At 70.6% G+C, this 12,290-nt stretch carries 12 protein-coding genes; 7 read left to right on the top strand and 5 right to left on the bottom strand.

Annotated elements, in window-relative coordinates; genetic code table 11:
- Positions 1-8: 8 nt before the first annotated feature.
- Positions 9-1,109 (bottom strand): mechanosensitive ion channel family protein, encoded by a 1,101-nt coding sequence (locus tag PPSIR1_RS13380; RefSeq protein ID WP_006971609.1) that lies wholly within the window; start codon positions 1,107-1,109, stop codon positions 9-11.
- Between the two features lie 320 nt (positions 1,110-1,429).
- Here PPSIR1_RS13380 and PPSIR1_RS13385 point away from each other — a divergent pair, with 320 nt between their 5' ends.
- The 4 genes from PPSIR1_RS13385 (at position 1,430) to PPSIR1_RS42620 (ending at position 7,429) form a co-directional block, all read left to right on the top strand.
- A complete protein-coding gene (locus tag PPSIR1_RS13385) occupies positions 1,430-2,419 on the top strand; it encodes a peptidase MA family metallohydrolase (protein ID WP_006971610.1) in 990 nt (329 codons plus the stop codon).
- Between the two features lie 39 nt (positions 2,420-2,458).
- Positions 2,459-3,517: an alpha/beta fold hydrolase gene (locus tag PPSIR1_RS42615; protein WP_006971611.1), complete on the top strand. Its 1,059-nt coding sequence runs from the start codon at positions 2,459-2,461 to the stop codon at positions 3,515-3,517.
- Between the two features lie 10 nt (positions 3,518-3,527).
- Positions 3,528-4,979, top strand: coding sequence for a gamma-glutamyltransferase (locus tag PPSIR1_RS13395; protein WP_157595508.1), 1,452 nt, complete (start codon positions 3,528-3,530; stop codon positions 4,977-4,979).
- A 422-nt stretch (positions 4,980-5,401) separates the two neighbouring features.
- Positions 5,402-7,429, top strand: a complete 2,028-nt coding sequence (locus PPSIR1_RS42620) for a hypothetical protein (RefSeq protein ID WP_157595509.1) — start codon at positions 5,402-5,404, stop codon at positions 7,427-7,429.
- 77 nt (positions 7,430-7,506) lie between these two features.
- Here PPSIR1_RS42620 and PPSIR1_RS13405 read toward each other — a convergent pair whose 3' ends face one another.
- On the bottom strand, positions 7,507-7,917 hold the full coding sequence (locus PPSIR1_RS13405; protein WP_006971614.1) for a DoxX family protein: 411 nt from the start codon (positions 7,915-7,917) through the stop codon (positions 7,507-7,509).
- A gap of 106 nt (positions 7,918-8,023) precedes the next feature.
- Here PPSIR1_RS13405 and PPSIR1_RS13410 point away from each other — a divergent pair, with 106 nt between their 5' ends.
- Entirely contained in the window at positions 8,024-8,935 is a 912-nt protein-coding gene (locus tag PPSIR1_RS13410) for a LysR family transcriptional regulator (protein ID WP_045115953.1), read from the top strand.
- A gap of 57 nt (positions 8,936-8,992) precedes the next feature.
- Here PPSIR1_RS13410 and PPSIR1_RS13415 read toward each other — a convergent pair whose 3' ends face one another.
- Positions 8,993-9,652 carry a cupin domain-containing protein gene (locus PPSIR1_RS13415; protein WP_006971616.1) on the bottom strand — a complete coding sequence of 220 codons (660 nt, stop codon included), beginning with the start codon at positions 9,650-9,652 and terminating at the stop codon, positions 8,993-8,995.
- A gap of 169 nt (positions 9,653-9,821) precedes the next feature.
- Entirely contained in the window at positions 9,822-10,553 is a 732-nt protein-coding gene (locus PPSIR1_RS42625) for a hypothetical protein (RefSeq protein WP_006971617.1), read from the bottom strand.
- A 76-nt stretch (positions 10,554-10,629) separates the two neighbouring features.
- Here PPSIR1_RS42625 and PPSIR1_RS13425 point away from each other — a divergent pair, with 76 nt between their 5' ends.
- Both PPSIR1_RS13425 and PPSIR1_RS46005 read left to right on the top strand, forming a co-directional pair.
- Positions 10,630-11,454, top strand: a complete 825-nt coding sequence (locus PPSIR1_RS13425; RefSeq protein ID WP_006971618.1) for a crotonase/enoyl-CoA hydratase family protein — start codon at positions 10,630-10,632, stop codon at positions 11,452-11,454.
- A gap of 148 nt (positions 11,455-11,602) precedes the next feature.
- The gene (locus tag PPSIR1_RS46005) at positions 11,603-11,773 is read left to right on the top strand and encodes an Rdx family protein (protein ID WP_006971619.1); all 171 of its coding nucleotides are present in this window, start codon (positions 11,603-11,605) and stop codon (positions 11,771-11,773) included.
- On the opposite strand, the gene PPSIR1_RS13435 is transcribed toward PPSIR1_RS46005, so the two are convergent.
- A complete protein-coding gene (locus tag PPSIR1_RS13435) occupies positions 11,757-12,272 on the bottom strand; it encodes a hypothetical protein (protein ID WP_006971620.1) in 516 nt (171 codons plus the stop codon). The genes PPSIR1_RS46005 and PPSIR1_RS13435 overlap by 17 nt on opposite strands.
- Positions 12,273-12,290: the final 18 nt, after the last annotated feature.

Below are 12,290 nucleotides of genomic sequence, written 5' to 3' on the forward strand. Positions count from 1 at the left end.
CGCTCCCTTCAGCCCGGCGGCGGCTGCCGAGGCACGGGCATCGCGCCGGGCATCTGGCGGATGTAGACGTCGTGCTTGGGGAAGGGAATCTCGATGCGCGCGGCGTTGAGGGCCTTGTAGACCCGCGTGGTCAGGTCGTCGATGACCTGCTCGCGCATCGCCGGCTCGTTGATCCACACCCACAGCTCGAAGTGCAGGCCCGAGTCGCCCATGGCCATGAAGCGGGCGGCGGGGGCCGGGTGGGCGAGGATGTGGGGGGCGTCCTCGGTCACGCTGAGGAGGACCTCGCGGGCCTTGTCGACGTCGCTGCCGTAGGCGACGGAGGCGAGGATGCGGACGCGCTGGCGCGGGTAGGGGCCGCCGCTCTCGTTGATGAGCTGGGCGTTGCCGATGACCGCGTTGGGCACGTTGATCTCGACGTCGTCGGGGGTCAGGATCCGCGTGCTGCGGATGCCGATGCGCGTGACCTCGCCGCGCAGCTCGTTGTCGAGGACGATCCAGTCCTTCACCTTGTAGCTGCCGTCGGCGATGATGAAGATGCCGGAGAAGAGGTTGGCGAGGGTGTCCTTGGCCGCGAAGCCGACCGCGACGCCGATGATGCCGGCCGAGGCTAGCCACGCGGTCAGATCGATCTTCCAGGCCAGGAACACGAAGTAGAGCGCCGCCCCGGTGACCATCGTCTTGAGGAAGATGTCGAAGACGGGGAGGGTCGTCGGCTGGAGCACCGAGCGCGGCCGGGACCGGGCGCTGAGGCTCTGGAGTAGGACGTTGCCCACGCGGACCACGGCCATGGACCAGATGATGATCACGATGGTCTCGAGGGCCGCGTCGATGGGGTGGGCGAAGTTCTCGGCCAGCGGGAGCTTCTTGGCCGCTTGATCCAGGCCGAAGAAGACGATGCTCAAGAACACCGGGCGGCGCAGGATTTCGACGATCGCGTCGTCGACGTCGGTCTTGGTCCGAGCGGCGGCGGCGACGAGGGTCCGCGCGATGACGAGCTCGACCAACCACGCCGCGAGGATGGAGCCTGCGAGCAGGCCGACCGCGAGGAGGTAGGGGTTCTCAAACAGCTGTTTGAGTGTCTCGACGAACTCCGCCACCACCCGCATGACACCGATTACGGCGCCGAGATGCAATTCGCGGCGAGTGAGCGGCGCCGGTGTGCCGCGGATCCAGCGCAGTTGGGCCTCCGAGGGAGTACGAGGTGGGCGCCAGACGCGATCGAGCGGGGAAGGTTACGGCATCGGCTGCCTGATCGGGGAGCGGCTCCGGTGCTAGGATCCGGGGGTCTGGCGCCTTGCCATGGGGGGCGCCGTGGCCAAGCTGCGCCGTCATGAGCCCTCTTTCGACGACCCCCGCGAGTTCGACTGCGCTGCGCCCCGAGGCGCGCGGTGGACCTCGCCGCGGGTCCTCGCGGTCGTGGCTCTCGGTGCGACTGCTGGGCTTCGTCGCCGCGCTCGCCGTGAGCCTCGCGGTCTTGCTGGGGGCGCCGGGTCAGGCCCGGGCCGAGCAGGGCACGATGCAGGGCTGGGCGCTCCAGGACGCGACCTCGCAGATCGTCGTGGGTCGCGCGGTGATCCGCTTCGAGCCGTGGGCCGCCGAGGAGGCCCACGAGCTCGCGGACGAGCTGCCGGGCTGGTGGGCGGAGATCGAGCGCGAGCTCGGCCGCGACCTCGACGACGGCATGACCATCCACCTCGTCAGCCACGCGGGCCAGGTCGCCCGGGCCACGGGCATGCCCAACTGGGTCTCGGGCGTCGCCCATCCTCCGCGCGGCGAGATCGCCATCGCCCTCCACAACCCCGACGGCTCGCCGAGCGATCTGGGCACCCTGCTGCGCCACGAGCTCGTCCACGTCGCGCTCTACCGGGCGACGGGCGGCGCCGAGCTGCCGCGCTGGTTCCACGAGGGCGTGGCCGAGAGCGTCGCCAACGAGGTCAGCCTGATGCGCGCCGAGGCCCTCGCGGGCGCGGTGTTTGGCCCCGGCGTGCCGCCGCTGTCGCGCATGGAGGCCGCCTTCCACGGCGACCACGCCCAGGCCGCGGTGGCCTACGCGGCGGCCCGCGACTTCACGACCTGGCTGCGCTACCACGACGTCGAGGGCGCGCAGTTCCGCCAGCTGCTGAGCCAGCTGCGCAACGGCCGGAGCTTCGAGCAGTCCTTCATGGACGCCTACGAGGTGCCCCTCGAGGAGCTCGACGCGCAGTGGCGCTCGGGGCTGTTCGGTCGCTTCGTGTGGTTCCCGCTGCTGGGCTCGGGGAGCCTGCCCTTCCTGCTCGTCGGCCCCGTCGTCGGCTTCGCCTGGGTCCGCCGCAAGCGTCAGCTGGCCGCGGCCTGGGCCCGCATGGAGGCCGAGGAAGAGGCCGAGCGCGCCGCTCGGATCGAGCGCGCCGAGTACATGCTCGGCAGCTGGACCTGAGCTGGACCTGGGCCCCGCCATCGCCGACACTGCGTGGCCATGGCCCCGACCCTCGAGCGGCTCGAAGCCCGCGAGCGCAACGAGCAGGCCGAGCTCGGCCGGGTGGTCCGGGTGCGCTGGGAGCTGCTCGGGCTCGAGATCGACGGTGCGAGCCAGGCCGCGAGGCAGGCCGCCAAGCTGGCCGTGCAGCGGGTGATCGCGGCGTCCATGGCCGAGCAGCCCCTGGGCTCTCCGGCCTTCCGCGGGACCGTCGTGCTGATCCACGGCCTGGCCCAAAACCACCGCACCTGGCACAGCTCGGCGCGCTCGCTCCCAGCGCATCTGGCGGACCACGGCTACGAGGTGCTCAACCTCGACATGCGCGGCCACGGCCTGTCGCGGCGCCTGGGCGCCCCGCCGGCCCGGCGCGTCGACGACTACGTCGACGATCTGTGCCGCCTGGTCGGGGCCCTGCCGCGCCCGCCCTTCGTCGCCGGCCACTCCCTCGGGGCCGTGGTCGGCCTGCGCTCGGCCCCCCGAGTCGAGCTCGCCGGCTTCGTCCACTGGGCCGGGCTCTACACCTTCGCCCGGGACAACCCGACGCTGCGCGCCGCGGCGCGGGTCGGCCTGGTCCTCGATCGCGGCGTCCCGGACAGCGTGGCCGTGAACTGGCGCCACGCGGGCAAGCTCATCGCGCGCCTGGGCCCGGTGTCCGACGCCGTCAACGCCGTGGCGCCCATCCAGGGCTGGGGCCGCCGCTCCTTCGAGGTGCCGCTGCTGCGCGAGCGGGTCAGCCGGGGCTTCGACGTCACGGGCTGGCCGGTGATGAGCGAGATGAGCCGCTGGGCCCTGGGCGAGCCCATCGACGACGGCTCCTTCGCGGCCCTCGAGGCCCTCCCGCTGCTGGTCTTCTCCGGCGAGTCCGACCGCCTCGCCACGCCCGAGGACGGCCTCGCCTGCTACCGAGCTTCGCGCAGCCAAGATCGCCGCTACGTGCTGTTCTCCGCCGAATCTCACGGCTTTTCCGCAGGTCACCTGGACATCGTGCTCGGCGAGCGGGCGCCGCGGGTGGTGTGGTCCGAGCTGCTCGCGTGGCTCGACGCCCGGAGTACGCAGTAGAGTGCAGCCGGTGCGAGGCGTCGTCGCAGCGGGGAACATCCACACGGCCCAGGCGGGCGCCTCCATCCTGGCCGAAGGGGGCAACGCCGTCGACGCGGCCCTGGCTGGCGCCATCGCGTGCTTCGCCACGGAGCCGCTGCTCGCTTCGGCCGGCGGCGCGGGCATCATGGTGGTGCGCCCGGCCGGAGGCGAGCCCGTGGCCATCGACTTCTTCTCGGCTGTACCGGGTCTGGGTCTGGGCGAGCAGCAGCCCGCGCTCGACTTCCAGGGCATCGAGGTCGACTTCGGCGCGGCGGTGCAGAGCTTCCACGTCGGGCGTGGGGCGGCCACGGTCCCGCGCATGTTCGAGGGCGTGGCCCTGGCGGCCGAGCGCTTCGGCTCGCTGAGCCTCGCGCAGATCGTCGCGCCCGCCGTCGGCTTCGCGGCCGAGGGCATCGTCCTCGACCCCCTCACGGCCCGGACCTTCTCGCTGCTGTGGCCGATCCTGTCCCGCGATCCCGGGTGCCTGCGCGAGATCGCCGAGGGCCTGCCCACCGATCGGCCGCCGCGTCCGGGAGAGCGCGTGTTCAACCGGGCCCTGGCCCGGACCCTCGAGGACTTCGGGGTCAGCGGTCGGGTACCCGAGCGGCTGCGCCAGGGTCTGCTCGACGAGTTTGGTCCCGAGCGCGGCGGGCTGATCACCCCGGCCGACCTCGACGGCGAGGGCGCCGCGATCACGGCGGCCCACGAGTTTTCCCTGGGCCCGTGGCGGGTGTGGACCTCCCCTCGCTTTGGCGGCCGGCGCCTCGAGGTCATCGCCAGCGGACTGCTCGCCGAAGACCGCCAGCTCGACGAGCCGGGCCGGGTCTTGCTCCAGGCCCTCGCGTCGCAGGCCGGCCACCTGGCCGTCGGTCCCCTGGACGCGCCGGGCAGCACCACCCACGTGTCCGTCGTCGATGCCCACGGCTCCGCGGCCTCGATCACCCTGACCTCCGGCGAGGGCTGCGGCCACGTCGTCACCGGCACGGGGGTCCACCTCAACAACTTCCTCGGCGAGGAAGACCTCAACCCGGGCGGCTTCCATCGCCACGCGCCGGGGGACGCCCTGCCCACGATGATCGCCCCGACCCTGGCCATCGACCCCAGCGGCCGGGTGCTGGCCCTCGGCAGCGGCGGATCCAACCGCATCCGCAGCGCCGTCGGCCTGGTCCTGCACCGCGTGGCGACCGAGGGCATGGCCATCGACGCGGCCGTGAACGCGCCGCGGGTCCACGCCGAGGCCCACGACGTGTGGGTCGAGCTCGAGTCCCGCCGCGACGGCGCGAGGGTGCGTCGCCAGCTCGAGGGTCGCTTCGAGCGGGTCCACGCCTTCGACGTGCGCGACTTCTTCTTTGGTGGGGTCCACGTGGCGGAGCTTCGAGCCGACGGCAGTTTCCACGGCGCCGGCGACTCCCGGCGTGGTGGTGTGGCGATTTGCGTGTAGTGGATTCGCTAGCCTTCGGGCGTCCGTTGTCTTGACGAGCCGGTCGACACCCGGCGGCGACGGCACAAAATCAAAAAAGTTCTGATCGTTCGCCTGCCTTCGGGACACTAGAGAATTGGTGATTCATGCGAGTTGCCAGCTCGGTCCTGGGTCGACCTCGCGCGCCCGCTCTTCGTCTCTGACCATCGGCAGGGCGAGGGAGCGGCGCGTGTACGGGTCGCTGGAGCTTCGGGGGGAGGAAAGCGATCGTGTCGACCCAGGTCCGGGCTTCGTTTGTCGACGAGTCAAAAAAGAATCCGCAGGTGCCCACGGAATCCGGGCGTCGCGGACATTCATGGATTGTTGGGGGGTTCGGGCTCCCTGCATGCGCGAAGCGGCGGGCTGGGGGGCTCGCCGGCCCTGAAGCCTCGAGGAGAATCATCGTGAACCGCAAGTGGATGCGTAGTGGAGTGAGTCTGGGCCTGTGTGCCCTCGTGCCGACCTTGATGTCGGGTTGTGTCATCGTCGTTGGCGGCGAGCCGGGGCCGGACGACGAGTTCGGCGACGAGTTCGGTGACTTTGGCTCGGAGTCGGCCACGGCGACCTCCGACAGCGGCACGGAGGGTCCCTGGGAGACCGACGACGGTACCGAGGTGACGACCTTCGGAGACGTGGACACCTGGGGCGACGTCGACACCGTCGGGGACGTCGACACCTTTGGCGACACTTGGGGCGAGACCTTCGGCGAGACGGAGGACGCGGGAACCTGGGGCGAGACCTTCGGGGACACCTTTGGCGAGACCTTCGGAGAGACCTACGGGGACACCTTCGGAGAGACCTTCGGAGACACCTTCGGAGAGACGACCTTCGGGGACACGTTCGGGGAGACCTTCGGTGATACCTGGGGCGAGACCTTCGGGGACACCTTTGGTGAGACCTTCGGGGACACCTTCGGCGAGACGACCTTCGGGGACACGTTCGGGGAGACCTTCGGAGACACCTACGGGGACACCTTTGGCGAGACCTTCGGCGAGACGGACACGGACACCGACACGGGCGGCCAGTGCGATCCCGACTTCATCGTCGACACGCGCCGCAGCCTGATCGAGACCTCGCCGGAAGCCATGGAGGGCGTGTCCATGGGCATGCTGCTCAGCTTCGCCGCGTCGACGGTGGACCTGGTCGCCGATCCTGGTTTCACCCACGCCCGGCTGATGGACAGCTTCAACACCCAAGAGGGCGCCTTCCTCGAGGGCGGCTCGCACTGCGACGACGAGCTCGTCGACGGGCAGCCGGGGCTCAACGGCTACCCCATGCAGTGCCCGCGCATCGAGGGCGCCCACGCGCCGGACTTCAGCGGCTGGTTCCCCATCGCCTTCGTCAACCGCTTCGACCTCGCGGCGGCCGACGGCAGCGACTGCGGCGAGCAGCGGGTGATCATGGCCAACAACAACCTGGGCCGGGCCTTCGTCATCTTCGAGGCGAGGATCCCCAACCCGGACCCGGAGTGCGGCATCGCGGCCTGCGCCCCGGTGGCTGAGTTCTGGGCCAACCAGAGCACCATCGACGACCCCGTCGAGCGCGGTGAGCAGCTGCGCCAGGCCTTCGCCTCGGGCCACCCCGAGCTGACCGCCGCGGGCTTCGAGCCCTTCATCTCCGGCGCCAACATGACCTTCGGCTCGGGTCAGATCCGGACCAACAGCTTCGACGATCTCCCCTGGACCCTGCGCCAGTTCGAGTTCGTGACCGAGGGCGATCGCCTCGGCGTGGTCCAGGTGCCGGTCTCGGACAACTCCTTCGCGCCGGTGTGGAACGACCAGTCGGGGCACCCCGCGGGCCTGGCCTGCCGGGCGAGCATCCTCGCCAACCTCGACGGCCTGGTGACCGACAACACCGCGCGCATGGGCCTGAGCCTGGCGCCGATCTGCGGGACGGCGGAGAGCGCCGACGACGGCGGGGCCAGCTACGCGAGCGCGCTGCTGTCGGGCAGCGGCGCCTTCGAGGCCGACATCGCCGACAAGCTCGCCGAGCTCGGCAGCGACCTGAGCCCCGTCGACATCGCCAACCGGGCGGCCTTCGCCAGCAACTGCATGGGCTGCCACGAGTCCGCGACCGGCCTCGACCTCGGCCACGGCGTCCAGGCGCCGTTCAGCATGGGCTTCGTCCACGTCGAGGAGAGCTTCCTCGAGGAGTGCGACGGCGGGCCTTGCTTCGCCATCTCCCAGGCCCTGCGCGACGACTTCCTGCCCGACCGCCAGGAGGTGTTCCAGGACTTCATGGCCCAGTTCGCGTGCGAGGCGGTCTGCGAGCAGTCCAACCCCGAGGCCATTGACGCGCTGTTCGAGGGCCCCGCGACCCAGGGCCTACCCGACGCGTTCACGCCCATGGCCGAGCTGCTCGAGTGGGAGCAGGCCTTCGAGGCCGGGCTGGCGCAGAAGACCATCGCGGGCCGGCCCCGCTCGGTGCACTGATCGCGGCCATCCACCAACGGAAAATCGCCCCCATCGCGGGGGCGATTTTTTTCGTTTGGCGGCGGTCGTCGAGGGGCTCAGGCGGCCGCGCTGACGGGCTGGGTCGCGCTGGTGGAGGCCTCGCTGGCCTCGGTGCGCGCGGGCAAGAGCAGGTAGGAGGCCGCGGCCAGTCCCAGGGCTGCGACCGCGGGGACGGCCGTGCCGATGGGCTCACCGGCGAGCACGTGGGACGCGAAGGCGCCGGTGAACGCGAAGGTGATCCCGGCGTAGGCCCACTCCTTGACCTTGGCGAACCCTGGCGCGAGCAGCGCGATCGCGCCTGCGAGGTACCAGCTGCCGAGGATGGTCAGCAGGTAGGTCGGGTAGCCGAGGGCTTTCATGCTCTCGACGAGGGGCTCGGCGCCGCTGAGCTTCATGGCGGCGTTGGCGAGGAGGAAGAACGCGAGGAGGCCCGTGGAGGCCCAGTATCCGAGTTTTTTCCAGTTCATGACTCTCTGCTCCTGGTGGTCCCTGGTGGTTCGAAGACAGCATGGGCGCGAAACCACCTGTCGTAAATGCGGGAAAATGAGATACACCTGCCAATAAATGGATCAGATGGGCGCCCCCGAAACCAGCGAGCTCCAGGCCTTCGTCGCGGTCGTCGAGGGCGGCTCGATCTCGGGGGCCTCGCGGGAGCTGAGCGTGCCTCGGGCGACGGTGAGTCGTCGCCTCGCCCTGCTCGAGGAGCGCCTGGGCGTTCGCTTGCTTCACCGAACGACCCGCAAGATGCGACTGACCGACGCGGGCGTGGAGTTCTACCGGCACGCCCGCGAGATCGTGCTGGCCGTCGACGCCGCCCGAGCGGCCGTGCGCCAGGGAGACGGGGAGCCCCGAGGCCTGCTGCGCGTGTCCGTGCCGCCGACGGACGTACGCTTTCGAGAGGTGCTGTGCGCCTTCGCCGAGCGCTACCCCGAGGTCGAGATCGAGCTGATCGTCTCCACGCGCCACGAAGACCTGATCGCCCGGGGCATCGACGTGGCCTGGCGGGCCGCGGCGGACCTCGACCCGGGTCTCATCGCCCGCGGCATGCGGACCCTCGAGCTGATCGCGGTGGCCTCCCCGGCTTACCTCGAAGCCCACGGCTGCCCGCGCACCGTCGACGAGCTCGACGCGCACGCGTGCTTGCTCGGCTTCGAGGGCGGCGAGCGCCCCGAGACCCACTGGCCGCTGCGCGATGGCGGCCGGGTCCGGGTGCGCGGGCGCCTGGTGACCAACGAGCTCATGCTGGTCCGCGACGCCGTCCTCCGAGGCCTGGGCATCGCGATGCTCCCCGCGCTGACGATTCAACAGGCCCTCGACGACGGCCGCCTCGTGCCCGTGCTCCCCGAGCTCGTCGGCGGACAGGCCAAGATCGCGCTGGTCTTCCCGGACCGCAAGCTACTCGAGCCGGCGGTCCGGGCCTTCATCGAGTTCATGGCCGAGCGCTTTGACGAGCTGCTCGACGACAGCGCGCGCCCGGGCACGTGACGGAGCCGACACGGGGCGCGGGGCACCGTCGGCTCGATTGGGGAGTTTGGGTAGGGCTTAGCGGCCGCGGCCGGGCAGGGGGGGGAGCTTACCGATCAGGCCCTGGAACTTGTCTTTGAGGGCCGCGCCGCCGAGGTAGAACACCATCTCGCGCAGGGTCTCGTTGGTGCGCATCGCCTCGTGGAACTGGGGGTCGCGGATCAGCTCCTCGGGGTTCGCGTTGGCGCCGGCGATGCCGGTGAGTCCGAACTCCTTCATGACCTCGAGGGTGCGGTCGGTCTCGAAGCTCATGCCGAGCTCCTCCGTCGCGCCGCCGAGCATCGCCATCAGGCCGTCGGAGCGGCTGTCGACGAAGGTCTCGAAGCCGTCCTGGGTCGAGGTCTCGATGTAGTGGACGGTCTTGTCGGTGAGGTTCCAAAAGCCGTGGCTGCTGCTCCGGGGCTTGAGCACGTTGTCGCCCGCGCCGGCGGTAAAGCGCAGGCCCCCGGCGCCGCCGACTTCGAAGTGCAGCTCGCCGTCGATGATGTACATGTGCTGATCCTCGTTTTGGTGGCTGTGGAAGCCGAGGATCTCGCCCGGGCGAACCTCGCCGAGCATCACCGAGAAGTGGCCGGAGAGCCTGGCCGTGCGCGCGATGATCTTCATGTCGGCGGAGGTCTCCTCGTGGTCGGCGGGGCGGATGAGAAGGTCTTGAACGCTGTAGTCGATGCTGCTCATGATGGTTGGTCCTCGTTGGAAAAGAGTCTGATCCGCGAGGGCCACGGGGACACGGACAGGTCGCGCCGCAGAGCGGACACTTCACGCCGGCCCATAAAAGGCTTCTCGCCCCGCTCGGGACCGCGCGTGCAGTCCCAAGGGGGCGAGCCCTTTGGAAGCTTGGGAGCGCTCAGCCGGGGCAGGGGCCCTCGGCGACGCACTCGCCGGTGCCCGCGTCGACCATGCAGTCGAGCTGGGCCTCGGGCGTGGGCTCGTCGAGGCAGCCTTGGAAGTAGTCGGCGTCGCGCAGGACCTCCCAGCGCTCGCTCTCGTCGGCGCACTTGTCATCGAAGATGACGGTGCTGCGGATGACCGTGCCGTTGCTCAGGACCTCGAGGTTGTGGCGGCGGCTGTACTGCTGGCCGGGCTCGATGCGGACGGTGTAGAAGCCGACCTCGGCGTCGCGCAGGGCCTCCATGATGCAGGTCGCGGCGTCGGGGTTGACGAAGCTGATCTCCTCCACGCCCTCCTCGCCAAAGTCGTTGAGCGAGGGGTCGTCGACCTCGAGGCCGTCGCAGGGCGTGGGCGAGTCGCAGGTGAAGGGCTCGAAGGGGTTGTCGTAGCACCAGCTCACGAACTCGTGGCACTCGGCCCCGGAGGTGGTCTCGGTCTCGGTCTCGGTCTCGGTCTCGGCCGCGGTGGTGCTGGTGCCGGTGTCGGTCTCGGTGGTGTCGGTGCCGGTGTCCGTGGTCGTGTCCTCGGTGCCGGTGTCGGTGCCAGTGTCCGTGCCAGTGTCCGTGGTGGTGTCCTCGGTGCCGGTGTCTTCGGTGCCGGCGGCCTCCTCCGCCCCGCCGTCGTCGGTGCACGCGGCGCTCGCCAGCAGGATGGAGGTGCTCAGGATCAGCGTCAGGGGAAGTCGCATGCCCAAGGGGTGCCACGCGCGGGCGTTTCGATCACGGCCAAAGTCGCGCCTGCGTGCCTGGGGTAGCATCCTCGCCATGTCCTCCGAAGCCGCGCCGACCGAGGGTCGGATCACCACCGAGGTCCACGACCGGATCCTCCGCATCACCATCGACCGCCCCGCGAAATACAACGGCTTCACACCCAAGATGCTCTCGGAGTTGACCGAGGCCTACACCCGCCTCGAGCGCGAGCCCGAGCTGTGGTGCGGGCTCTTGGTCGCCGCGGGCAAGCACTTCACGGCCGGGCTGCAGCTCTCGGCCTTCGACATCACCGAGCCCCTCGCGGGCCCGGGCAGCGAGCAGGCCGGGCTCATCGACCCCCTCGATCTCAACGTGCCCCGGCGGACCAAGCCGGTGGTCGCGGCCGTCCACGGCATCTGCTTCACCATCGGCATCGAGCTGATGCTCGCCGCCGACGTGGTCGTGGCCGAGCGCGGCGTTCGCTTTGGCCAGCTCGAGGTCCAGCGCGGGCTGATGGCCTTCGGCGGCGCGACGATCCGCATGGTCGAGCGCGCGGGCTGGGGCAACGCCATGCGCTACCTGCTCACCGGCGACGAGTTCGACGGCGACACGGCGCTGCGCCTTGGCTTCGTGCAAGAGCTCGTCGACCCCCAGCCGGACGCCGAGCTCGGGGCAGCGGCCCGAGCCCGGGGCCTGGCCCTCGCCGAGCGCATCTGCGCCCAGGCGCCACTGGCCGTTCGGGCGTCGCGACGCTCGGCACAGATCGCCGCCGAGCAGGGCCACGAGGCGGCCGTCGCTGCTTTCCCCGAGCAGCTCGCGCGCCTGGCCGCGAGCGAGGACTTCGCCGAGGGCGTGCGCTCCTTCGAGGAGCGCCGCGCGGGCAAGTACTCGGGTCGCTGAAAACGAGCGCCGCGGGCTTCCGAGGCGCAGCTCGGGCGCCGATCAGGGAGGTTCACCGGGGGCTGAGCCTTGCTATGGTGGGGGAGCCATGAAGGTTCAGATTCTCTACTGCGTGCGCTGAAACTACTTGCCCCAAGCCACCGGTCTGGTGGCCGAGCTGCAAGCAAAGTACGGCGCCGAGGTCCAAGCCGAGCTGGTCGAGGGAGACCGCGGCGCCTTCGAAGTCACCTTCAACGGGGAGCTCGTGTACAGCAAGCTCCGCGAGGGGCGCTTCCCGCTCTACGCCGAGGTCCCGAAGCTGATCAACCAGCGTCGATGACCGCGACGGTCTTCACGTAGCGACGGGGCAGGTCCTCGCGGTAGTCCCCGATGGGCTTGGGCCACCGCTGCGCTCGGGCGTGGAGGGTCACCTGGACCTTCGCGCCGTCGTAGAGCTGCGCGCGGTTGGGCACGTCCGCGGGGCAGGACACGAACAGCACCAGGTGCGGCGCGGGGCTGCTCGGGTCGAAGTGGTCGAGGAGCTCGACCTCCACGGCCCCGACGGAGTGGATCACCCCGCACGCGGCCCAGCCCGCGCGGTCGTGGAGGTCGACGATGCGCGCGTCGAAGCGCTCGAGGGTCGAGGCGTCGAAGGGCGCCGGCGGGGGAGGCTCCGGGGTGGGGGAGGGCGCCTCCTCGGGCGCGGGTGCGTCCTCGACGAGAGGCTCGGGCTCTCGGGGCTCGGCCGGCTTGGCTCGAGCCTCGACCGGCTCTGGGCCGGGCTCAGCGGCGCACGAGAGGGAGACCGCGAGGGCGACGGCAGCGTGTCCGAGCTTCATCGAGACCGCTGACATCGC

Source organism: Plesiocystis pacifica SIR-1 (assembly GCF_000170895.1).
GTDB lineage: Bacteria > Myxococcota_A > Polyangia > Nannocystales > Nannocystaceae > Plesiocystis > Plesiocystis pacifica.

Coding starts and splice junctions, on each gene's coding strand:
- PPSIR1_RS13415 (WP_006971616.1), bottom strand. CDS start 9,652: ATGAGCAGCATCGACTACAGCGTTCAAGACCTTCTCATCCGCCCCGCC.
- PPSIR1_RS13405 (WP_006971614.1), bottom strand. CDS start 7,917: ATGAACTGGAAAAAACTCGGATACTGGGCCTCCACGGGCCTCCTCGCG.
- PPSIR1_RS13410 (WP_045115953.1), top strand. CDS start 8,024: ATGGGCGCCCCCGAAACCAGCGAGCTCCAGGCCTTCGTCGCGGTCGTC.
- PPSIR1_RS13435 (WP_006971620.1), bottom strand. CDS start 12,272: ATGAAGCTCGGACACGCTGCCGTCGCCCTCGCGGTCTCCCTCTCGTGC.
- PPSIR1_RS42615 (WP_006971611.1), top strand. CDS start 2,459: ATGGCCCCGACCCTCGAGCGGCTCGAAGCCCGCGAGCGCAACGAGCAG.
- PPSIR1_RS42625 (WP_006971617.1), bottom strand. CDS start 10,553: ATGCGACTTCCCCTGACGCTGATCCTGAGCACCTCCATCCTGCTGGCG.
- PPSIR1_RS13380 (WP_006971609.1), bottom strand. CDS start 1,109: ATGCGGGTGGTGGCGGAGTTCGTCGAGACACTCAAACAGCTGTTTGAG.
- PPSIR1_RS13425 (WP_006971618.1), top strand. CDS start 10,630: ATGTCCTCCGAAGCCGCGCCGACCGAGGGTCGGATCACCACCGAGGTC.